The organism is Salipiger bermudensis HTCC2601 (assembly GCF_000153725.1).
Lineage (GTDB): Bacteria > Pseudomonadota > Alphaproteobacteria > Rhodobacterales > Rhodobacteraceae > Salipiger > Salipiger bermudensis.
In genome coordinates this window covers 2,508,257-2,530,362 of record NZ_DS022276.1, presented here as the reverse complement: position 1 = coordinate 2,530,362, position 22,106 = coordinate 2,508,257, and the positions used below count along the sequence as shown (strand labels likewise).

Sequence of the window (22,106 nt, the reverse complement as noted above, 5' to 3'; positions counted from 1 at the left end):
TGCCCTCACGCGGCCCAGAGGCGGCCGGCAGGGAAATCCTGCGACATGCCGAAATCGAAGATCAACCAGATCGCGCCCACCACGATCACCGTGGCAAGGGCGAGGCCCAGCGGGTTGCGGAAACCGAACAGGAAGGCGGTCAGCGGCACCGCGACGACGGTGCTGACGTAGAAGCCGATGAAATCGGCGGCCAGGGCATAGGCCACGATCAGGGCGAAGGCACCGAAGACGCGCTTGGGCGACTTGGTCATCGGCTGCGCGGCCTCTCCGGCGGCGGCCTTGCGCTGGTCGGAGATCAGCAGCACCACCGACAGGACGATCAGGCCGATCAGCATGGCGACGGGCAGCAGGGCCGAGATCGGCCGCAGCGCGGCGGCGGGAACGAGAAAACCCGCGGCGACCACGACGATGCCGAGCGCCGTAAGGGTCTCGGGACGGGTCAGGCGATTGGACATGGCACTGGCTCCGGGATCAGGGGGAAAGGGTGGCGCGGGGGGTGGGCCCCCGCGCCGGACAGCCTCAGTTCCAGGGCGTGGTTTCCCACACACTCTTGGCGAGGTCGTAGAGATCGCTGGTCAGCGTCTTGAAATCGTCGCCGGTGACGACTTCGACCGGGTTCGCGGTGGCCTTCATCGCGGCGAGGAACTCCTCGTCGGTCTCGAGTTGCGCGAAGGCGTCGAGCAGCTTGGCCCGGACATCCTCGGGCAGGCCCGCCGGTGCGATGAAGCCGCGCATCGAGCCATTGATCAGGTCGTAGCCCTGTTCCTTGAAGGTCGCGAGGTCCGGTGCGAAGTCCGAGCGCTCCTCGGTGGCGACGCCCAGCACGTTGAGCTCTTCCTGGAACTCGGCCACTTCCGAGATGTTCAGGATGCCCATCGCCACGTGGCCGCCCATCAGCGCGGTGCGCGCCGGGGCCGACCCCTTGAACGGCACGATGGTGAACTCGGCGCCGGTCAGTTCCTGCAGCTTGATCAGCATGAAGTGGTCGTCACCGCCGAGGCTCGACATGCCGACGGTCACCGCGCCGGGGTTGGCCTTGGCCTCTTCCACCAGCTTGTCGATGCTGTCGAGCCCGCCGCCCTTGGTGGTGACGATCACGTTGGGGTCGTTCACCACGTTGGCGAGATAGGTGAAGCTGTCGCGGTCATAGGCGGCTTCACGGTCGATGGTCCGCGCCATCATGCCCGGCAGGTTGAAGGTGCCGAGCGTGTAGCCGTCGGCATCGGCAGTGGCCGCCTCGGTGACACCGATCTGGCCGCTGGCGCCGGGCATGTTCTTGACCACGAGGCTGGAACCGTCGCCGAGATACTTCTCGATGAAGGGCGCCGCGGTGCGGGCCATCACGTCGGTGCCGCCGCCCGCGGAATAGCCGACGATCACCTCGATCGGCTTGCTCGGGTAGTCCTGCGCAAAGGCCGCGCCCGCCACCAGGGCCATGGTGCCGGCGATGGTCGCCGATTTGATGAGCTTGAGCATGTGTTCTCCTCCTCTTTACACGCTTGTCATTCAGTCCGCCGGAAAGGTACAACCACGCTCCTTGAGCGCGCGGTCGACCCAGCTGCGGTCGTTGGTGCCGGCCTCGATGGCCGCCATCTGCTTGATCTCGGCGTCGGATTTCGCCTCCGTACGGGCGAGGATATCCTCTGCCTCGTCGATCGGCACGCAAAGCACGCCGTCACTGTCGCCGATCATGATGTCGCCGGGGTGGATCACCATGCCGTCGATGGCGATCGGCACGTTGATCTCGCCGGGGCCGTCCTTGTAGGGGCCGCGATGGGTGATGCCCGCGGCAAAGGTCGGCAGATTGGTCTCGATGAAGTTGTCCGCGTCGCGGATCGCGCCGTTCAGCACGAAGCCCACCACGCCCTTCTTGATCGCGTAGGCCAGCATCAGCTCGCCCATCAGCGCGTTGGCCAGATCGCCACCCGCATCGACGACGATCACGTCGCCGGGCACCGCCATGTCGATGGCCTTGTGCAGCATCAGGTTGTCACCCGGGCGCGCCTTCACGGTCAGCGCCACGCCGGCCATGCCGCCCGAGGCATGCATCGGGCGCAGGGTCGGGCCGGCCGCGGTCATGCGCGACATGCTGTCCGAGACATTCGCCACCGGCAGCTTGGCGAAGGCGTCGACCAGCTCCTTGGAAGCGGTGCGCTCGCGGTTCAGGATCCGGAAACCGATGGTCATGTTCATTTCTCCACGTTTTCAAGCGTCGGGGCCGCAGCCAGCAGCTTGCGGTTGGCGATGCGCGTCTGCGGCACCTCCTGCCCCTCGACGATCTGGATGATGCCGCGCACCGCCTCGACGCCGACGCGGGCACCGGCCTCGCGGGTGACGCCGCCGATATGCGGGGTGAGGACGATGGCGGGCTCGTCAAAGAAGATATGGTCGGCGGCGGGTGGCTCGGAGGCGAAGGTGTCGAGCCCTGCCCCGGCCAGCTGCCCGCTGCGGATCGCGGCCACCAGCGCCGGCTCATTGATCAGGCCGCCACGGGCGGTGTTGACCACGTAGGCGCCCTTGGGCATCCGGGCGATGCTCTCGGCATTGAGCATCTCGCGGGTTTCCGGCGTCAGCGGGCAGTGCAGGCTAAGCACGTCCGACTGCGCCAGCAGCGCATCGACGCTGTCGCAGCGCACGGCGCCGAGCTCTTCGAAGACGCTGTCCGGCGCGTAGGGGTCGAAGCCCACCAGCTTCAGGCCCAGACCCTTCGCCATGCGCCCGGTCGCCTGCGCGATGGCGCCCATGCCCATCAGGCCCATGATCGCGCCGTCGAGCTCGCGGCCGGCAAAGCCGGGCTTTTCCCAGCGCCCGGCGCGCAGCCCGGCATCCAGCGGCAGCACCCGTTTCACCGCCGCCAGCATCAGCGCGATGGCGTGCTCGGCCACCGAGACCGCGTTGGCGCCCGTGGCCACCAGCACCGGGATGCCGCGCTCGGCGGCGGCGGTGAGGTCGATATTGTCGACCCCCACACCATGCTTCGAGATCACCTTGAGCTGCGGCGCCGCATCCATCACGTCGGCGTCGATGCGACCCATGCGCGAGACGATGCCCACCGCCTTGCAGGCTTCGAGATGCTCGGAGATCACCGCGCTCTCGGCATAGGCGGGGGTGTGAACGAGATCGAAGCCATGCTCCGTCGCCAGCGCCACTGCCGCGGGATCGAGATCGGGGCCCGTTACGAGGATGGTCTTGCTCATCGCGCATGTCTCCTGCGCGTCCCGAAAGACGGCGGGACGCTGGTTTTGATCATTCTGTGTCTGTGAAGCACGCGCCCAGCCTCCCAGCGGGGTGCGGCATTCCTCCTGTCGAAATGTGATATCGAAAACTTTTGCTTCACGACAGCGCGTAATTCTGGTTATCAGATTAAGAAAAACTGGATCTTCACATGGACACCCGTCAGCTCAAGACCCTGATCGCCATCGACACCCATGGCACCTTTGCCCATGCGGCGGATGTTGTGCGGCTGACACCCTCGGCGGTGAGCCAGCAAATTCAGGCGCTGGAACAAGAGCTTGGGATACAGCTCTTCGACCGCAGCGCGCGACCGCCGAAGCTCACGCCGCAAGGTTTGCAGGTGCTCGAGATGGCCAAGGACATCCTGCGCCGCGAAGAGGACACCAAGGCGGCGCTGCGCGGCGACCAGATCTCGGGTACGCTGATGCTGGGGTCGGTGCGGTCGAGCGCGCTCAATCTGCTGCCGCAGGCCATCGTGCAGATGCGCCAGCAATATCCGGCGCTGAAGACGAGCCTGCGGGTGTCGCTTTCCGCCACCCTGATTGCAGACGTGGCGGCGGGGCGGCTCGACGCGGCGGTGGTCGCCGAGCATGTGGGCTTTCCGCAGGCGCTGCGCTGGAGTCCGTTCCTGCGCGAGCCGCTCTGGCTGATCGCGCCGCCGGGCACGCGGGCGCGCGAGCCGATGGCCCTGATGCGCACCCTGCCCTACGTGCGCTTCCGCAGCGCGGTGCCGCTGGCCAACCTGATCGATACCGAGATCTCGCGCCTTGGCGTGGTGACGCAGGACATCGCCGAGATCGACACCATCGGCGCCATCGTCACCTGCGTGCGGCAAGGGCTCGGCATCTCGGTCGTACCGCACAAGGCCCTTCAGGAGCCCGAGGACCTCAACCTGCTGCGGCTGCCCTTCGGGCGCCCGCAGATCAAGCGTCAGATCGGCCTCGTCGAGCGCACCGTCTCGCCCCGCGAGGAAATCATCGCCCGGCTGCACGCGGTGCTGGCAGAGCTCTGCGGCGAGCACGGTTTGCCGCGCCGGCCCTGACGCGAAAAGGGCCCCGCCACGCAAAGGTGACGGGGCCCAGCTTTCACACGAACGCGTTTACTTCAGCGCGTCGGCGAAGAAGCTCTCGATCTTGGCGAAGGGAATCTTCTCGACCTTGTCGTAGAGATCGACGTGGTTCGAGCCCTCGACGAGGTAGAGTTCCTTCGGCTCGGGCGCGTCCTTGTAGACGTCTTCCGAGAAATACAGCGAGTGCGCCTCGTCGCCGGCAACCAGCAGGATCGGACGGCCCGCGAGCCAGTCGAGGTCCTGCAGCAGCGCAAAGTTCATCCAGCTCGGCGTGGAGGTCATGGTGAACTGCGTGATCGAGCGCGGGTGATAGCCACGCGGACGCGAGTAGAACGAGCCGAATTCCGCACCCACAGGGTTCGCCTCGGCATCCCACTCGAGCGGCGCGCCGCGACCGGTGAGCGCCGGCTCGCCGGTCTCGAAATCCGCCCAGCGCTGTTCGGCGAGGGTCTTGAGCGTGGCAAGGCGATCTTCATCGCTCATGCTGTCGTTCATGCCGTTCTTCTGCATCCGGCTGATGTCGTACATCGAGACGGTGGCCACGGCCTTGATGCGCGGGTCGACCTTGGCCGCCGACAGCGCGAAGCCGCCCGAGCCGCAGATGCCGATCGCGCCGATCTTCTCGCGCGAGACGAAGGGGCGGGTGCCGAGGAAGTCGACGCCGGCCATGAAGTCCTCGACCATCTGGTCGGGCGAGGAGAGGTGATGCGGGTAGCCTTCCGAGGCACCGTTATAGGCCGGATCGAAAGTGAGCACGACATAACCCTTCTGGGCCAGTTCATTGGCATAGATGCCGGGGCCCTGCTCCTTGACGCCGCCATAGGGCGCGCCGACGATGAGCGCCGGGTACTGCTTGCTCTCGTCGAAATCCGCCGGGCGGTAGAGGTCGGCGGAAAGGCCGAGACCATAGCGGGTCTCGAACGAGACCGGGGTGCGAGTGACGTTTTCAGAAAGCTCGAAGATGTAGTCGTTGGCAGGCATGTCTTGAATCCTTGGATATGATCTTGGGGGCGGCCCCGGCTAGGCCCAGGCCGCAGGAAAGGGGGGGGCGCCGCGAAGGCGCCCGGGCGGGCGGTGAAACAGGCCGGTGAAGGCCGGGTTACTCGGGCTGGACGGTCGGGCGGAACAGGATCTCGTTCACGTCGACATTCTCGGGCTGCGAGATCGCGAAGCTCACCATGTCTGCCATGGTCGAGGCCGGGATGGCGATCTGCTTGACGAAGTCACGAACCTGGTCGCCGGTGCCTTCCTCGGTGATGTGGCTGGTCAGCTCGGTGTTGACGGCGCCCGGTGACAGCACGGCGACGCGCACGTTGTAATCCTTCACCTCCTGGCGCAGCCCCTCGGAGAGCGAGCGCACGGCGTACTTGGTGGCGCAGTAGACTGCGCCCGTGGGCACCGTCTTGTGCCCGTAGACCGACGAGACGTTGATCACCTGGCCGGATTTCTGCTCTTGGAAAATCGGCAGAACGGCCGAAATGCCGTAGAGCGTGCCCTTGAGGTTCACGTCGATCATCTGCTCCCACTCGTCGACCTTCTGGCTCGCCAGCATCGACAGCGGCATCAGGCCGGCATTGTTGAAGATCACGTCGACGGTGCCGAAGGTCTGCTTGGCGGTGTCGACCAGCGCCTGCACCTCTTCGCGCTTGGTCACGTCGGTGGCCTTGGCGATGGCCTCGCCACCCTCGGCCTTGATGTCCGCGACGATGCTCTCGAGCCGGTCGGCCCGGCGCGCGCCCAGCACCACCTTGGCGCCCTGCTCGGCCAGCGAGCGGGCGGTGGCTTCGCCCATGCCGCTCGAGGCACCGGTGATGACGACGACTTTTCCTGCGATGTTCTCGGTCATGGAGTAGCTCCTTGTCTTTGCTGTCCGCGCCCAGATTGGGCGGGTCGGCCTCTGGCGTTTTCGGTCGGGAAAGCGCATTGGGCCGGGGATCGGTTCCGTGATGTTGCCGCGCTGTCAGTCCGCCAGTGCGAAGCGCGCCGGGAAGGCGCCGTCCTGCAGCAGGGCGTCGATCGGGCCGTCGAAGGCCCCCAGACGCACCAGCCCGCTGGCCGCCTGGAACGGCTTGTAGAAGATCGCCATGTTGCCCCACGGCGCGTAGAGCGTGATGTCGCCAGCCTTGGCGGCATAGCGCGCTGGCGCATCGGTGGTGTCGAGCTTGCGCGGCAGGTCCGCGACCTTCTCGATGCCGTGATAATCGCTGAGGCGCAGCTCCAGCGGCAGCATCGCTGCGAAATCGCGCCCGGCGGGCGTGTCGTCGAGCGTGGCCTGAAGCTGCGTTTCTCCGACGGTTACGGTGATCTTCGTCATTGCGGTCGTCCTCCTTGCGAGGCGGTCTTGCACGGGTGAGGCGGCGGTCCCGCCCCTTGAATGAGACGATATCTAACCGGGCGGCGCAGAATCTTTAGCCCCTGCATATTTCTCCCTCCCATGAGCGGTGATCATCAATCCCGCAGGAACCATCCTAGCACAGCGCGCGTTGCGGCGCGCCTCTCCTCGCCTCCGGCTCACGACGCCGGCTCATGAGGGGGCCTCATGAGCGTTACCGCCTGATCGGCATTATCCTGTCGCCATCCTCACTTACCTCCTAAGGTAAGAGACCGGGTGCTGCCCGGCTCCAGGCCAGCCGGCCGCCTCTCGCAACCATACGGAGACGACCAGACATGACACGCACCCTCACCGCAGCCGCCCTCGTGCTCGCAACCGCCCCTGCCGCGTTCGCGCAGGAGATGTCCCAGACCACCGGACTCGAGCGCGGCGGCCAGATCGGCAGCGAGGAAACCTTCACCGGCACCGTCTTCGTGGCGCCGGTCTTCGGCCCCAACATGAACGATGTCAGCGCCGGCGAGGTCACCTTCATGCCCGGCGCGCGCTCGGCTTGGCACACCCACCCGATCGGTCAGTATCTCGTCGTGACCGCCGGCACCGGATGGTACCAGGAAGAAGGCCAGCCCAAGCAGATCATGCGCACCGGCGACGTGGTCTTCGCGCCCGAAGGCGTCAATCACTGGCACGGTGCCACCGACACCACCTCGGTCACACACTACGCCATCCAAGCCAATGAAGACGGCTCCGCCGTGACCTGGGGCGAGCTGGTCTCCGACGAAGAGTACAATGGCGAGTAATCGCGCCACCGGACTGCGCGGCCTCCTCGGGGCCGCGCTGATCACGGCCGTCACCGCGTTTCCCGCGGCGGCGGCCGAAACCGTTCTCGACGGGCTCGACTACCCGTGGGACATCGAGGCCCATGCGGGCGCGCTCTACGTCACCGAGAAGGCCGGCACGCTGGGCCTCTTCGCCGACGGCGATTTCACCCGCCTGCCGGTCGAGACAAGCGCGCCGATCCTGAACCATCGCGGCGGCGGGCTGCTCGGCCTGGCGCTGCGGCCCGACTTCGCCGAGACCGGGCGCGTCGTGCTCTATCAGCACACCGGTACCCCCGAGGCGCGCGTGAACCGGGTGATCGAGGTGGAACGGCGCGGTGATGCCTGGGTCGAGACCCGCGTTCTGCTGGACGGCATTCCCGGCCACCCGCTCTACAATGGCGGCCGCGTGGCCTTTGGCCCGGACGGAATGCTCTACGTCACCACCGGCTGGACCGAGAACCGCGACCGGCCGCAGGACATGCAGAGCCTCGCGGGAAAGATCCTGCGCCTGACGCCCGATGGCGCCATCCCCGACGACAACCCCTTCCCCGGCTCGCCGGTCTATTCGCTGGGCCACCGCAACCCGCAGGGGATCGCGTGGGACAGCGACGGCCAGCTCTTTGCCGCCGAGCACGGCCAGTCCGGCCATGACGAGCTGAACCGCGTCGAGGCGGGCGGCAACCACGGCTGGCCACTGATCCAGGGCGACGAGACCGGCGACGGGATGCACGCTCCGCTGGCCCATTCCGGGCGCAGCACATGGGCGCCGTCGGGGCTGGCCTGGGATGGACAACGCCTGCTGCTCGCCGGTCTGCGCGCCGGTGCCGTGCTCGGGGTCGACGCCGATGGCACCGTCTCGACCGCCTTCGATGCGGGCGACGGATGCGCGACGTTCTGGTTACGGAAAGCGGCGTCTTTGCCATCACCACCAACCGCTCGCCGCGCCGCGACGGGGCCTCGCGGGATCGTCTGATCCGTCTCGATTAGGGCATTGGACAATCAATGGACTTGATGAAACTCGCACATATATAGGTAAGGGGAGACACACCCATTCCGACCCTCAGCAGTGACCCCTCCACCATGATCCGCGAAAACATCAACGACCTCATCGCACTGGCCGCGGTTGCCGAGGAGCGCAGCTTCACCAAGGCGGCGGCGCGGCTCAACGTGTCGCAATCGGCGCTGAGCCACGCCATCAAGGGGCTCGAGCAGCGGCTCGGGCTGCGGCTGCTCACCCGCACCACACGCTCCGTCGCCCCGACGCTCGAGGGCGAGGATCTGCTTGCCACGCTCAACCCGTGCTTCGAGAAGATCGAGGCGCGGCTGCTGGCGCTGAACGACTCGCGCGATCAACCCACCGGCACGGTGCGCATCGTGGCGGTGGAATACGCCATCGAGTCGATCCTCTGGCCGAAGCTCTCGCCGGTGCTGAAGGAGCATCCGGCGGTGAATGTCGAGTTCGTGATGGATTACGGCTATACCGACCTCGCCTCGTCGCAATGCGACGCCGGGGTGCGCTACGGCGATCAGGTGAGCGAGGGCATGATCTCGATGCGCATCGGCCCCGACGAGCGCATGATCTGCGTTGCCGCGCCGGGCTATTACGAGGCCGCCGGGGTGCCGCAGGAGCCGACCGAGCTCAGCGACCATCGCTGCGTGAACCTGCGGCTGTCGACGCATGGCGCGCTCTACGCCTGGGAGTTCGAGGATGCGGACGGCAACGAGATCCGCGTGAAGGTCTCGGGCCAGACCTGTTTCAACACCATCAACCCGGTGCTGCGCGCGGCAATGGACGGGCACGGACTGGCGCTTGTTCCGGAGCGGCTGGCGCAGCCCCATATCGAGGCCGGACGGCTGAGGACCTGCCTCGACGACTATTGCCCCTCCTTCCCGGGCTTTCACCTCTATTATCCCAGCCGTCAGCGCCCGTCCTCGGCCTTCGAGGTGGTGCTCGCGGCACTGCGGGAGCGGCGCTGAGGATTGATGAGACGTCATCATGAGTGCGATCGTCAGACGTGGCATTAACCTAAGGGCAGCGCGCGCCACATCTGTCAGGCAGACACTGCAAACCGACAGAGGAGCCATGTCATGAAGACCTATTTCGCCGCTTCGGCGTTCGCACTTGCCGCCACCACCGCCTCCGCTCAGGATGTCTCGACCACCCTGCCCTCCGCCGTGGGCCAGGTCGCACCTGCGCTCGAAGCCTACTCGACGGACGGTCTGATCGGCGACGTCTGGTCCGGTGAGCAGATGTCGATGCGCGACCGCGCGCTCGTCACCTTCGCGGCGCTGATGACCCGGCACGAGACCGAGAACCTCGGCTCCTATGTCGAGCTGGCGCTCGATGCGGGCGTGACCCCGGCCGAGCTGTCCGAGACCATCACCCACCTCGCCTTCTACACCGGCTGGGGCAACGCCACCGCCGCGGCCGAAGCGATGGCCCCGGTCTATGAGGCCCGCGGTGTCACCGCCGAAGACCTTCCGGCCGTCGACCCCGAGCTGCTGGGCTATGACGAAGAGGCCGAGGCCAGCCGTCAGGACTTTGTCCAGAGCACCTATGGCGACGTGAGCCAGGGCGTGGTCGACACCACCGAGCAGATGCTCTTCCTCGACCTGTGGCGCCGCCCGGCACTCGAGCCGCGCGACCGCAGCATGGTGACGGTGGCGGCGCTCATCGCCGCCGGCCAGCCCGAGCAGATGACCTTCCACCTCAACCGCGCCATGGACAACGGCATGACCCAGGAAGAGGCCGGCGCGATGCTGTCGCACCTCGCCTTCTACGCTGGCTGGCCGAAGGTGTTCTCGGCCATGCCGGTTGCCAAGGACGTGTTCGAGAACCGCGGCTCGTAAATCGCGGACACACGACAGAGGGGGGCGGAGACGCCCCTCTCGCAGTTCAAGGAGCAGACGATGAAGATTGGCATTCTCGGATCGGGACTGATGGGCGGCAAGCTTGGCAAGCACTGGGCCGACGCCGGACATGACGTGCTCTTTTCCTACTCGCGCAGCGACAGCAAGCTCGAGCGGCTGTCGAAGGACTGCGGCGGCAAGCATGGCTCGGTTTCCGAGGCCGTGGGCCACGGCGACGTGCTGCTGCTGGCGGTGCACTGGAGCCGGGTCGAAGATGTGCTTGAGCAGGCCGGGCCGCTGAACGGCAAGGTGGTGCTGAACTGCTGCGTGCCGCTCGACACCTCCGACCGCGACCTCGTGGTCGGCACCACCTCCTCCGGCGCCGAGGAGCTGGCCCGGATGCGGCCCAAGACGCGCTGGGTCTCGTGCTTCAACACCACGCCTTCCGAGAGCTTTGCCCCGGTCTATGCCCGCAAGGGGCAGGATCCCGTGCCGCAGGTGCTGACCTATGCCGACGATGACGGCGCCAAGCAGATCGCCGGCGGCCTGATCCGCGACATCGGCTTCGAGCCGCTCGACTGCGGCGGCCTGCGCAATGGCCGCTATGTCGAGCCTTTCGCTATGGCCACGGTCGAACTGGCCTATGTCCAGCCCGGCGGCCCCGCACTGACCTACCGTTTCGATAAACTGCGCTAAGGCGCAGACCCAGAAGAAGGAGACCTCCCATGAAAATCATTCGCTGCGGAAGCAACCCGTCGCAACAGGGCCCGGAAGAGACCTTTTCCGGCACCGTCCGTCTCGAGATGATGTTCCAGGCCGACGAGCCCGGCCGCACCTCGGGCGCCCATGTAACCTTTGAGCCCGGCGCCCGCACCGCGTGGCACACCCACCCCGCCGGCCAGACCATCATCATCACCTACGGCCGCGGCCGGGTGCAGCGCGAAGGCGGCCCGATCGAGGAAGTGACCATGGGCGACGTGGTGTTCTTCCCCGCCGGTGAAAAGCACTGGCACGGCGCCTCGCCGGAGAACGCGATGTCGCACATCGCCATTCAGGAAAGCATCGACGGCTCGCCGGTGACCTGGATGGAGAAGGTCTCGGACGAACAGTACGACGGCTGAGCCTGCCGCCCGAAGGTCGCGAAAGACCCAAGACCGGCTCCGGGGCGCCAGAGGGCGGCCCGGAGCCACGCCCCCCCTGCCTGCACAACCCCTGCGCCCGTGTTTGATGAACCCTGTTCATCGCTGCCTGCGACCGGTCGGGCATACCTGCGGGGCGCGGAACAGCCTATGGTCCGCCCGAGCCGCCGCATCATCACGCGGACGCCCACACTGCCACAGGATCAGAGGCCGCCAGAATGCAACGCCCCCACATCATCTGCCACATGATCACGTCTCTCGACGGACGGCTTCTGGCAGAGCGCTGGCCCTGCTCTGCGCACAGCCTGCTCGAGATCTACGACGGTGCCGCCGACCAGCTTGGGGCCTATGGATGGATCGTCGGCCGTCGGACGATGGAGCATTACATCGCCTCGCAAACGCCGGTGCCCGGGCCCGCCGCGCCGTCCCGCACCGACCACGTGGCCAGCCATGCCGGCGCCACCCTCGCGATCTGCGTCGACCGCCACGGCACGCTGCACCCCGAGAGCGGCGAGCTCGACGGCGAACACCTCGTTCTGGTGCTCTCGGAGCAGGTCCCGGACGCGCATGTCGAAATGCTGATCGCCCGCGGGGTGTCGGTGATCTTTGCCGGCCCCGAGGGCGACCAGCTCGAGGATGCGCTCATCCGCATCGGAGAGGCATTTGGCGTGAGCCGCCTGCTGCTCGAGGGCGGGGGCCGGATGAACGGCGCGTTTCTCGCCGCCGACCTGATCGACGAGACCAGCACGCTGATCTACCCGGTGGTCGACGGCCAGAGCGGCGTTGCATCGATCTACGACCATGACGGCCCCATCGCTGCGCGCCGGCTCGAACTGATCTCAAGCGAAACGCTGGCCACCGGCACCGTCTGGCTCCGCCACCGGGTGCTGCCGCGCGCGGACGCGCTGGCCCCGCAATGACCGTCACAGCCGGCGGGTCCGAGAGCCACCCGGCTCCCGCCCGCGGCCATCACGACGGTGGAGGCCGTGCCGGCAGGGCGGGGCAATGATCGACGGTGAAGGCTGCGCCTTTCCCGGATCGCGTCTCGCCGTCCCAGGGTCAATCGTGGCTCCGCCTCGCTTGCCTGGGCGCGCGCCGGAGCGCATTCATGAGCGCCTGTCATGAAGGCTATCTCGGATCACGGTATAGCCATGCTGCACCAATGAAGCGATGATTATGCTATACTCAAGATACGTATTTTGACCGCTGCCGGTTCCCGGCAGCGGTGATTATGCCGAGCCACGCAGTCCTTTGTCCGACAAGGAGCCAAGCCATGCAGCTGACCATCAACGGCGAAAGCCGCGACGTTGACGTCGATCCCGACACCCCGCTTCTCTGGGTCATCCGAGAAGAACTCGGACTGACCGGCACCAAATATGGCTGCGGCATCGCGCAGTGCGGCGCCTGCACCGTGCTTGTCGACGGCTACCCCACCCGCTCCTGCCAGACCCCGGCAGAAAGCGTCACCGGCGCCGAGATCAAGACCATCGAGACCGTCGAGGAGACCGAGACCGGCCGCCGCGTTGTCGAGGCCTGGGTCGCCAACCAGGTGCCGCAATGCGGCTACTGCCAGTCGGGCCAGGTGCTTGCCGCCACCGCGCTGCTGACCGAGACGCCGAACCCCACCGACGAGGATATCGAGTACGCGATGGTGAACCTCTGCCGCTGCGGGACCTACAACAAGATCCGCGCCGCCGTGCGCGACGCGTCGGAGGCCTGATCCATGACCTTCATGCAGAAACTCCTCAAGCAGGCGCCGGTCAATGTCTCGCGCCGCGGCTTCCTGAGCGGCACCGGCGCGCTGGTGCTGTCCACCACCCTGCCCGTGCGCCCCTCCAAGGCGCAGGAGGCCGAGGCCGCCGCCGGTCCCGCCGTGCCCGCCTTCCTCGAGATCCACGAGGACGGCACCGCCAAGCTGCTCAGCCCCTTCATCGAGGGCGGCCAGGGCATCTACACCACCTTTGCGCAGGTGGTCGGCGAAGAGCTGGATCTGGCGCCCGAGAACTTCTCGGTCGAGATCGCCCCCGCAGGCCCGCCCTATGACGTCATGGGCGGTTTCCGCATCACCGGCGGCAGCATGTCGACCCGCACCTCCTACGAGCTGATGCGCCAACTTGGGGCCTCGGCCCGGGCGATGTTCCTCGAGGCCGCGGCGCAGGACTGGGGCGTTGACGCCTCCGAGCTCACCACCGAGCCGGGCATGGTCGTGCACGAGGCCTCCGGCCGCCGCGCCGGCTATGGCGAGCTTGCGGCGGTGGCGATGGACCTGCCGGTGCCCGCCGAGGTGACGCTGCGCGACCCGTCCGAGTTCCGCTGGATCAAGACCCCGGTGCCGCGTCTCGACGTGCGCGACAAGTCGACCGGACAGGCGAAGTACTCGATCGATGTCGAGGTCGACGGAATGCTTCTGGCGGCGGTGCAGCACGCGCCGCGCCTTGGCCTGACGCCGGCCTCGGTCAGCAACCTCTCCGAGATCGAGGCGATGCGCGGGGTGCACTCGGTGCATCTGCTCGACGGCGCCGTCGCGGTGGTGGCCGGCAAGTTCTGGCAGGCCCGCCGCGCCGTGGAGGCCGCCGAGGTCGAATGGACCGAGGGCGAGGCGCAATGGCCGATGCCGGCGGATTTCTCGACCGACGTGTTCCGCGACACGCTGGCCGGCAAGAAAGGCGAGATCGTCGAGGTCGAAGCCAAGGGCGATGCCGCCTCGGCCCTCGAAAGCGCCGACACGGTGATCGAGGCGATCTACGACGCGCCCTTCGTGGTGCATGGCCAGCTCGAGCCGCCCTCGGCCACCGCGCGCTTCAACGACGACGGCACGCTCGAGGTCTGGACTTCCTGTCAGGCACCCGAGATGTTCCAGGGCACTGCGGCGCAGGTCGCCGGGCTCGATCCCTCGCAGGTCAGCATCCACTCGCAGATGCTCGGCGGCTTCTTCGGTCGGCACTTCCTCTACGCCACTTCGAACCCGTTCCCGCAGGCCATCGCGCTGGCCAAGGCCGTGGGCCAGCCCGTCAAGCTGATCTGGACCCGCGAGGAAGACTTCCTGCGCGATGCACCGCGCCCGCTGGGCCTTGCGCGCTTCCGTGGCGCGATCGGTCCCGACGGCCCCACCGCGCTGTCGGTCGAGGTCGTTGGCGAGGGCCCGACCGGGCGCTGGTACGACGCGCCGGTGGGCAGCGACCCCTCGGCGACCGAGGGCATCTCGGGCAAGAGCTACGCCATCGCCAACAGCCATGTCGGCCAGATCTTCCACCCCAACCCGGCGGTGATCGGCTACTGGCGCGCGGTCGGCCACTCGATGCATGATTTCATGTACGAGGGCTTTCTCGACGAGATCGCCGGCGCCGCCGGTCAGGACCCGTTCGAGATGCGCCGCGCGCTGCTCACCGACAACCAGCGCCTGAGCACTCTGCTCGAGGCGGTGGGCGAGCTCTCGGGCGGCTGGCAGCCCGGCCCGTTCGAGGCCGAGGACGGCAGCCAGCGCGCGCGCGGCATCGCCATGGCCTCGCCCTTCGGCTCCGAGGCGGCGGCGATCGCCGAGGTCTCGCTCGACGGTGGCGAAGTGGCGGTGCATCAGGTCTGGGTCGCCATCGACCCCGGCCAGATCGTCAACCCGGCCATCGTCGAGGCGCAGGTGCAATCCGCCGTCGCGCTCGGCGTGTCGCAGACGCTGGTCGAAGAGCTGACCTACGAGGACGGCGAGCCCACGGCGCGCAACTTCGATCTCTACCCGATCCTGCGCCCCGACCAGATGCCGGAGGTGCATGTGCGCATCATCGAGAGCGGCGCCCCCATGGGCGGCGTCGGCGAACCCGGCCTGCCGGCCGTTGGCCCCGCCATCGTCAACGCGGTGGCAACGCTGACCGGCGAGCGCATCCGCAGCCTGCCGCTGTCGAAGCACGAGTTCGGCGGCGCCTGATCCGCTCTTGAGATCCAGCTTTACGGGGCGTGCCTTTCCGGCGCGCCCCGTTTCTTTGTGCGTCAGGCCCACCTGCCCGAGGGCAAGATGGCCCGTCTCAATGCGCGGATGTGCGACCGCGCGGACAAACAGCCGGCGCCCGGCGCGCGGTGCCGGTGACCATTCTTCGCCCGTGCTGATCCGCAGCGGACCGATCCACGGGCCGAAGCCATCGCTCCACATGAAAACGGGGCCGCGCAGCGCGGCCCCGGTTCCAGGTCTTCAAAGTGACGCTTACTGCTTGCCGCTGTAGACCGGGAAGGCGCTTGCGTCGCCGTAATCCTTGGCGGTGAGCGATTTCAGCACGTCCATATCCGCGTCGGTGATCTCGAAATCCACGTCGGCATTGGTCTTCATGTGCTCGGGATTGGCGGTCTTGGGCAGCGCCAGAAGGCCCAGCTGCAGCACGTAGCGGATGCAGAGCTGCGGAATGCTCACGCCGTATTTCGCAGCAATGGCACCGACCTCTTCATTGTCGAGGATCTTGCCGTGGGCGATGGGCGAATAGGCCTCGACCAGCATGCCGTTCGACTTGGCATAGTCGATCAGCTCGAACGGCGTGTTGCCGACATGGGCCAGCACCTGATTGATCATCGGCTTGGTCGCGGCGTTCTGCAGCAGGTTGTCAAGGTCCTGCTTCTGGAAATTCGACACGCCGATGGCGCGGATCTTGCCGGCCTCGACGGCCTCTTCCAGCGCTTTCCACGCCGCGAGGTTGCCCTCGAAGAAGCGGTCTTCGCCGGCCCAGTCGGCCCAGGGCTGCGGGCTGTGGATGATCATCAGGTCGATATAGTCGAGCCCGAGGGTCTCGAGCGAGGCTTCGATGCCGGCCTTGGCACCGTCGTAATCCTTGATCTCGGCGGCGAGCTTGGTCTGCACGAAGAGGTCTTCGCGGGCCACGCCACAGGCGCGGATGCCTTCGCCCACGCCGCGCTCGTTGCCATAGGCCTGAGCGGTGTCGATGTGGCGATAGCCGAGCTTGACGGCAGCGACGACCGCGTCGGCGACCTTGTCGTCGTCGATCATCCAGGTGCCGAGCGCCAGTTTCGGGACGGCCACACCATTCGGAAGGGTGTCGGTATCTTGCAGGATCATGGTGATCTCCTTTTCTTGCTGGCCCTGCCGGGCCTGAACGCGGGTCGGAACGGGGACTTGCCCGGGGGCGCCCGCACCGTCTGGCCACAATCTAGAAGCATTGCCCCCTGCCGATAACCGGCGCCTTCCGACATCCACTCATGAGACAGCCGCATCAATGGCGCGACCCTGCGGGGCGGGCCCGAAGACGACCCAGGCCCGGCTCGGGCACCGACGGCCCCAAACGCTACCGCTTCTGCGGCCCTCCTATCGCTTGCCGTCTCAATCCGGGCAAAGACCGATCTGCATCACGATAAGCGATACCCTTTCTCCCGCTCCGACCTACCTGTGACGGCAACATTGCCTCACCTCGCCGCGGCGCGACCGAGGCCAGCCGTACGGGCCGATGGCGGCCCGCCAGAGATTGAAAGACCCGCACCGATGCCCAGAACTGCCCCGCACGAAAAGCCCCCCCACCCGTCCGAGCAGGAAAAGCGGGACATCGCCGACAATCAGGGGCTCAGCGCCGTGTCGGTCTACGGCATCGTGCACGAAGAGGGCGTGGAGGAACTCGAGCGCCCGCTCTCCTCGCTCTGGTGGTCGGGCGTGGCGGCGGGGCTGGGCATCACCGCCTCGGTCCTCGCCGAGGGCATCCTGCACACGATGTTCGAAGGCCATCCCTACCAGGCCGCCATCGAGAATCTCGGCTATTCCGTGGGCTTCGTGCTGGTGATCCTCGGGCGTCTGCAGCTGTTCACCGAGAACACGCTCACCGCGATTCTGCCGCTGCTCGTGCAGCGCACGCCGAAGATGCTATGGTGTACGGCCAGGCTCTGGGCGGTGATCCTGCTGGCCAATTTCGTCGGCACCTTCCTTGCCATCGCCTTCGCGGTGTGGGGCGGCTCGATCCCGCCGGAGAACGTGCAGGGCATGATCGCGATCTCGCGCCACTTCGCCGAGCACACCCCGTGGGAGGCGTTCACGCTTGGTGTCCCCGCAGGGTTCTACGTCGCGGCGATCGTCTGGATGATGCCCTCGGCGCGCGGCGCCTCGGTGCTGGTGATCGTGATGTTCACCTACCTGATCGCGATGGGCGGTTTCACCCACGTCATCGCGGGCTCGGCCGAGATGTTCCTGCTGCTGCTGACCGGCGAGGTCGGACCGCTTGGCGTGGCATCCCTGCTCGGCGCCACGCTGATGGGCAACATCCTCGGCGGCACTGGCCTCTTCGCCCTGCTCGCCTACGGACAGGTCGCGCAGGAAATCGAGCGCTGAGCCCTCGGCCGGGTGGCGCGCGCAGCGCCGTGGCTGACCAGCTGTCACCCGATGCAAGCGCCCGCAGGCTACCCTGATTGATGTAGGACGACACGGTCATGTTCCATGCCGTTGCGCGTCCACCGCCAGATCGAGCGCTTCGACACAATGTAACGCTCAGTCTCACCATGGTAAGCGGTGTCTGCGCACCACGCCCGTTCAGCTTGACAGGGCGAAGTTCCAAGGAAGCAGATCGTCGATCGTGCTGGTCGGGTGACCGGCGGCGATGGCTTCGAGGGTCGCCTTCAGATAGGCGAAGGGCTCCACCCCGTTGATCTTTGCGGTGGCGATCAGGAATGCGATGCGGGCCTAAGTGCGGCCACCCTCGTCGTGTCTGGCGAAGAGTGCGTTCTTTCTCGTCAGGGCGATGGGACGGATCAGGTTCTCGATGGCGTTGGAGGCGATCTCGACGCGGCCGTCGTGGAGGAAGGTCTGCAGACCGGCCCACTGGCGATGGATGTATGTCAGCTTCTCGCCCAGGCGCGACTTGGCCGAGACCCGAAGGCGCTGTGCCTGCAGCCAGTTGCCAAACTCGGCGACGAGGGGCGCGCTGCGGGCCTGGCGTGTTGATTTCCAACCAGAACTGAGCCGGGAGAGCGCGTAATTTCCATTGAGAATTGACCGATGTGACCCTCCCCGCAACGCAGCTTGCAGCGAGGGTTTCCGGAGTGATCCACATGGGACTTTTGAACGTCATCCGCCGCATGGCCTTGCGGGAAAAGCTGCCGATCCGAGAGATCTCACGCCGAACCGGCCTGTCGCGGAACACCATCAAGAAATATCTGAGAGCAGGGACGATCGAGCCGAAGTTCAACGTTCCGGCTCGGTCGAGCAAGCTTGACCCCTACGCTGAAAAGCTTGCTGCGTGGCTGAAGACGGAGGCGGCAAAGTCACGCAAGCAGCGCCGAACCCTGAAGCAGTTGCATGGCGACCTCGTGGCGCTCGGCTACACGGGGTCCTGCAACCGGGTTGCGGCCTTCGCCCGAAAATGGCGGGTAGCACGCCAGCGCGAACAGCAGACCACCGGGCGCGGCATCTTCGTCCCCTTGTCGTTCCGGCCCGGGGAGGCCTTCCAGTTCGACTGGAGCGAAGACTATGCGGTGCTTGGCGGAGAGCGCAAGAAGCTGCAGGTCGCGCATATCAAGCTGTCTCACAGCCGCGCCTTCCTCGTCCGAGCCTATTTGCTGCAGACCCACGAGATGCTGTTCGATGCCCACTGGCACGGCTTCCGCGTCTTAGGCGACGTTCCGGAGCGTGGGATCTACGACAGCGTTCATTGATCCGCCATTGGCCCGAGGACAATGGACGCGAAGACGGCGGTGGACCGGGTTGGCCGTGGCAAAGAGCGTCAGGTGAACATGCGCTTCCTGGCCATGGCAAACCACTACGTGTTCGAGCCGGAGTTCTGCAATCCGGCGGCGGGCTGGGAAAAGGGTCAGGTCGGAAAGAACGTCCAGGACGCCCGCCCGCGCTTATGGAACCCCATGCCGAACTTCCCCGACCTTGCTTCGCTGAACGCATGGCTGGAGCGGCGCTGTATGGAGTTCTGGCGCGAAATCCCCCATGGCACCCTCTCCGGCAGCATCGCGGATGCTTGGGGCTCGGAGCAAGCGGCGCTCATGCAATTGCCGCCCGCCTTCGACGGCTTTGTCGAGCAGAGCAAGCGCGTGTCACCGACCTGCTTGATCAGCTTCGAGCGCAATCGCTACAGCGTCCGCGCCTCCTTCGCCAATAGACCAATCAGCCTCCGGATTTACCCCGATCGCCTCGTGGTCGCCGCGGAAGGGCAAATCCTGTGCGAGCACGATCGGCTGATCCAGCGATCTCACCATCTGCCTGTGAACAGGCATGGAAAACTGACCCCGTAGCGGGGTGATCGGCGTCCAAGAATGACCCCCTTACATTGATGGTCATCATGCTCCTGGGAACAACCGGGAGCAATTTTGGGATGTTGGTCGTGGAGACTATCGCGAAGATCCGTCGGGCATATTTCCAGGACGGCAAATCGATCAAGCAGATCTGTCGTGACCTGCGTGTCTCGCGGAACACCGTCCGGAAAGTGATCCGTTCTGGTGTGACGGAACTCACCTACGAGCGCAGTGTCCAGCCGCAGCCGAAGATCGGTCCCTGGAAGGCCGAGCTTGATCGGATGCTTGAGGAGAACGCGCGCAAGCCCAAGCGCGACCGGCTCACCCGCATCCGTCTGTTCGAGGAGTTGCAGGTCCTCGGCTACGCAGGCGGATACGATGCGGTGCGGCGCTATGCTGCGGCGTGGGCGAGGTCGGAACGTGAGGCATCAGCCTCCGCCTATGTGCCGCTGACCTTCGCGCCTGGAGAAGCCTACCAGTTCGACTGGAGCCACGAGATCGTCCTGATCGATGGTGTGAGTATGACGGTCAAGGTCGCTCATGTCCGGCTGTGCCATAGTCGAATGCTCTTCGTCAGGGCCTATCCACGCGAGACGCAAGAGATGGTCTTCGACGCACACGACCGGGCATTTGCGTTCTTCGGTGGCGCCTGTGCGCGGGGCATCTACGACAATATGAAGACAGCGGTGGAGACGATCTTCGTTGGCCGGGAGCGTGCCTACAATCGCCGCTTCCAACAGATGTGCGGGCACTACCTTGTCGATCCGGTGGCCTGCACGCCTGCATCGGGATGGGAGAAAGGCCAGGTCGAGAACCAGGTCGGTGTCGTGCGCCGGCGCTTCTTCGTGCCGCGACCGCGCTTCAAAAGCCTTGCCGAACTGAATGCTTGGCTGCGAGATCGCTGCTTGGCCTGGGCCAAGTCCCACCCGCACCCCGAGCTGCGCGAGCGATCGACCTGGGACGTCTCGAGGCTGAGCGCCCAAGCCTTGTGCCCTATGCTGGCCCCTTCGACGGATACCATGCGGTGCCGGCCTCGGTCTCGAAGACCTGCCTCGTCCGGTTCGACAACAACCGCTACTCGGTCGAGGCTCATGCCGTCGGCCGTCCCGTCGAGATCCGCGCCTATGCTGAACGCGTCGAGCTCTGGCAGGATGGCAAGCTCGTGGGTGAGCATGCGCGCGTCTTCAGACGTGGCAAAGATGTCTACGACCCGCTGCACTACATCCCCGTGCTCGCACGGAAACCCGGCGCCTTGCGGAATGGCGCCCCCTTCAAGGAGTGGGAGCTGCCACCTGCCATGCGGCGGGTCCAGCGCAAGCTGGGGAGAGCACCCAATGGCGATCGGCAGATGGTGGATGTTCTCAGCGCGGTTCTGACGGATGGGCTGGATGCTGTCGAAGCAGCGTGCGCTGAAGCGCTCGAGGAAGGCGTGCATTCCTCCGCCGTTGTTCTCAACATTCTGGCGCGCCGTCGGGAACCCGCGCCACCCCTGACAATCACCACGCGGACGCGCTGCGCTACGCTGCCAGCCGGTGCCGATTGCACCCGCTACGACAGCTCAGGAGACGAGATCATGGAAAGATCAAAGGTTCTGACGCGATGGGCCAGCTCAAGCTCTACGGAATGAGGGCGGCATATGACGAGATCATCGCGACCGCGGTGAAGCGTCAACACGAACCTCAGCAGATCGTGGGCGACCTTCTGCATGCCGAGATCAACGAGAAGCAGGCACGCTCGATCAAATACCAGATGACCATCGCGAAGCTGCCACTTGCCAAGGAAGTCAACGAGTTCGACTTTGAGGAGACGCCGGTCAATGAGACGCTGGTGCGCGTCCTCGTCAGCGCGGAGTTCCTCGAGCAGCAGCGCAACGTCGTGCTCATCGGTGGCACCGGGACCGGCAAGTCGCATCTGGCTGTCGGGATTGCCCGGGCCTGCATCCGCAGCGGCAAGAGGGGCCGCTTCTTCAACGTCGTCGACCTGGTGAACAAGCTCGATGCCGAGGCACGCGACGACAGGCAAGGGCGCATCGCCGATCTCCTCTGTCGGATGGACTTCGTGATCCTCGACGAGCTTGGCTACCTGCCATTCGCCCAGACAGGCGGGCAACTGCTGTTCCACCTGATCAGTCGCCTCTACGAACGCACCTCGATCATCGTCACCACCAATCTGGACTTCGGTGAATGGCCCAGCGTCTTCAGCGACGCAAAGATGACAACCGCGCTTCTGGATCGCCTCACCCACCACTGCGACATCATCGAAACCGGCAACGAGAGCTGGCGCTTTAAGACACGCGCCTGATCAGCTTGCCCGAGCCGGCTGCGCGACTTAGGGGCTACGCCGCCCCGGGCAAGCTGTGCCAAACGAGGGGGTCATTATTGGACGCCGGAAGGGGGTCAAAGTTCGCTGCCGATTGACAATTTACGCCTCTCAGCGTGATTCATGGCTCG

The 22,106-nt window shown here is 66.1% G+C and carries 19 protein-coding genes and 4 pseudogenes; 14 read left to right on the top strand and 9 right to left on the bottom strand.

What is annotated here, in order from left to right:
• Positions 1 to 5: 5 nt before the first annotated feature.
• From R2601_RS11990 to R2601_RS11975, 4 genes are all read right to left on the bottom strand, one after another.
• The gene (locus R2601_RS11990; protein ID WP_007798614.1) at positions 6 to 455 is read right to left on the bottom strand and encodes a tripartite tricarboxylate transporter TctB family protein; all 450 of its coding nucleotides are present in this window, start codon (positions 453 to 455) and stop codon (positions 6 to 8) included.
• Between the two features lie 64 nt (positions 456 to 519).
• Positions 520 to 1,476: a Bug family tripartite tricarboxylate transporter substrate binding protein gene (locus R2601_RS11985; RefSeq protein WP_007798611.1), complete on the bottom strand. Its 957-nt coding sequence runs from the start codon at positions 1,474 to 1,476 to the stop codon at positions 520 to 522.
• A 30-nt stretch (positions 1,477 to 1,506) separates the two neighbouring features.
• Entirely contained in the window at positions 1,507 to 2,193 is a 687-nt protein-coding gene (locus R2601_RS11980) for an RraA family protein (protein ID WP_007798608.1), read from the bottom strand.
• Entirely contained in the window at positions 2,190 to 3,197 is a 1,008-nt protein-coding gene (locus R2601_RS11975; RefSeq protein WP_007798605.1) for a hydroxyacid dehydrogenase, read from the bottom strand. The genes R2601_RS11980 and R2601_RS11975 overlap by 4 nt, the downstream gene beginning before the upstream one ends.
• 188 nt (positions 3,198 to 3,385) lie before the next feature.
• Between R2601_RS11975 and R2601_RS11970 the strand changes: the two genes are divergently transcribed.
• Positions 3,386 to 4,276 (top strand): LysR substrate-binding domain-containing protein, encoded by an 891-nt coding sequence (locus tag R2601_RS11970; protein ID WP_007798603.1) that lies wholly within the window; start codon positions 3,386 to 3,388, stop codon positions 4,274 to 4,276.
• Positions 4,277 to 4,333: 57 nt separating this feature from the next.
• On the opposite strand, the gene R2601_RS11965 is transcribed toward R2601_RS11970, so the two are convergent.
• The 3 genes from R2601_RS11965 to R2601_RS11955 all read right to left on the bottom strand — a co-directional run bounded on the left by R2601_RS11965 (position 4,334) and on the right by R2601_RS11955 (position 6,617).
• Positions 4,334 to 5,284, bottom strand: a complete 951-nt coding sequence (locus R2601_RS11965; RefSeq protein WP_007798602.1) for an alpha/beta hydrolase — start codon at positions 5,282 to 5,284, stop codon at positions 4,334 to 4,336.
• A 118-nt stretch (positions 5,285 to 5,402) separates the two neighbouring features.
• Positions 5,403 to 6,149 carry an SDR family oxidoreductase gene (locus tag R2601_RS11960; RefSeq protein WP_007798599.1) on the bottom strand — a complete coding sequence of 249 codons (747 nt, stop codon included), beginning with the start codon at positions 6,147 to 6,149 and terminating at the stop codon, positions 5,403 to 5,405.
• A 114-nt stretch (positions 6,150 to 6,263) separates the two neighbouring features.
• Positions 6,264 to 6,617, bottom strand: a complete 354-nt coding sequence (locus R2601_RS11955; protein ID WP_007798597.1) for a cyclophilin-like fold protein — start codon at positions 6,615 to 6,617, stop codon at positions 6,264 to 6,266.
• Between the two features lie 353 nt (positions 6,618 to 6,970).
• On the opposite strand from R2601_RS11955, the gene R2601_RS11950 reads away from it, so the two are divergent.
• The 9 genes from R2601_RS11950 to R2601_RS11910 all read left to right on the top strand — a co-directional run bounded on the left by R2601_RS11950 (position 6,971) and on the right by R2601_RS11910 (position 15,361).
• Complete coding sequence (locus tag R2601_RS11950) at positions 6,971 to 7,432, top strand: (R)-mandelonitrile lyase (RefSeq protein WP_007798594.1); 462 nt, start codon at positions 6,971 to 6,973, stop codon at positions 7,430 to 7,432.
• Positions 7,422 to 8,426 (top strand): PQQ-dependent sugar dehydrogenase, encoded by a 1,005-nt coding sequence (locus tag R2601_RS11945; RefSeq protein ID WP_007798591.1) that lies wholly within the window; start codon positions 7,422 to 7,424, stop codon positions 8,424 to 8,426. Before R2601_RS11950 ends, R2601_RS11945 begins: the two co-directional genes overlap by 11 nt.
• A 107-nt stretch (positions 8,427 to 8,533) precedes the next feature.
• On the top strand, positions 8,534 to 9,430 hold the full coding sequence (locus R2601_RS11940; protein WP_007798589.1) for a LysR family transcriptional regulator: 897 nt from the start codon (positions 8,534 to 8,536) through the stop codon (positions 9,428 to 9,430).
• A gap of 111 nt (positions 9,431 to 9,541) precedes the next feature.
• Positions 9,542 to 10,303, top strand: coding sequence for a carboxymuconolactone decarboxylase family protein (locus R2601_RS11935; RefSeq protein WP_007798586.1), 762 nt, complete (start codon positions 9,542 to 9,544; stop codon positions 10,301 to 10,303).
• Positions 10,304 to 10,363: 60 nt separating this feature from the next.
• Entirely contained in the window at positions 10,364 to 10,999 is a 636-nt protein-coding gene (locus R2601_RS11930) for an NADPH-dependent F420 reductase (RefSeq protein ID WP_007798583.1), read from the top strand.
• 29 nt (positions 11,000 to 11,028) lie between these two features.
• Positions 11,029 to 11,424 carry a (R)-mandelonitrile lyase gene (locus tag R2601_RS11925; RefSeq protein ID WP_007798580.1) on the top strand — a complete coding sequence of 132 codons (396 nt, stop codon included), beginning with the start codon at positions 11,029 to 11,031 and terminating at the stop codon, positions 11,422 to 11,424.
• Between the two features lie 236 nt (positions 11,425 to 11,660).
• Positions 11,661 to 12,362 carry a dihydrofolate reductase family protein gene (locus R2601_RS11920; RefSeq protein ID WP_007798576.1) on the top strand — a complete coding sequence of 234 codons (702 nt, stop codon included), beginning with the start codon at positions 11,661 to 11,663 and terminating at the stop codon, positions 12,360 to 12,362.
• A gap of 353 nt (positions 12,363 to 12,715) precedes the next feature.
• Positions 12,716 to 13,162 (top strand): (2Fe-2S)-binding protein, encoded by a 447-nt coding sequence (locus R2601_RS11915; protein ID WP_007798573.1) that lies wholly within the window; start codon positions 12,716 to 12,718, stop codon positions 13,160 to 13,162.
• A 3-nt stretch (positions 13,163 to 13,165) separates the two neighbouring features.
• Positions 13,166 to 15,361, top strand: a complete 2,196-nt coding sequence (locus R2601_RS11910; protein ID WP_007798570.1) for a xanthine dehydrogenase family protein molybdopterin-binding subunit — start codon at positions 13,166 to 13,168, stop codon at positions 15,359 to 15,361.
• 273 nt (positions 15,362 to 15,634) lie between these two features.
• Here the strand turns inward: R2601_RS11910 and R2601_RS11905 are convergent, their stop codons facing one another.
• Positions 15,635 to 16,495 (bottom strand): aldo/keto reductase, encoded by an 861-nt coding sequence (locus R2601_RS11905; RefSeq protein WP_007798567.1) that lies wholly within the window; start codon positions 16,493 to 16,495, stop codon positions 15,635 to 15,637.
• A gap of 420 nt (positions 16,496 to 16,915) precedes the next feature.
• Here R2601_RS11905 and R2601_RS11900 point away from each other — a divergent pair, with 420 nt between their 5' ends.
• A complete protein-coding gene (locus tag R2601_RS11900; protein ID WP_007798565.1) occupies positions 16,916 to 17,749 on the top strand; it encodes a formate/nitrite transporter family protein in 834 nt (277 codons plus the stop codon).
• A 198-nt stretch (positions 17,750 to 17,947) separates the two neighbouring features.
• Here the strand turns inward: R2601_RS11900 and R2601_RS27755 are convergent.
• A pseudogene (locus tag R2601_RS27755) lies at positions 17,948 to 18,358 on the bottom strand (IS66 family transposase); the annotation flags it as partial.
• A gap of 107 nt (positions 18,359 to 18,465) precedes the next feature.
• On the opposite strand from R2601_RS27755, the pseudogene istA (R2601_RS11890) reads away from it, so the two are divergent.
• The 3 pseudogenes from istA (R2601_RS11890) to istB form a co-directional block, all read left to right on the top strand.
• Positions 18,466 to 19,626, top strand: a pseudogene (gene istA / locus R2601_RS11890) (IS21 family transposase); the annotation flags it as partial.
• Between the two features lie 110 nt (positions 19,627 to 19,736).
• Positions 19,737 to 21,214, top strand: a pseudogene (gene istA / locus R2601_RS11885) (IS21 family transposase); the annotation flags it as partial.
• Positions 21,215 to 21,229: 15 nt separating this feature from the next.
• Positions 21,230 to 21,957: pseudogene (gene istB, locus R2601_RS11880) on the top strand (IS21-like element helper ATPase IstB).
• Positions 21,958 to 22,106: the final 149 nt, after the last annotated feature.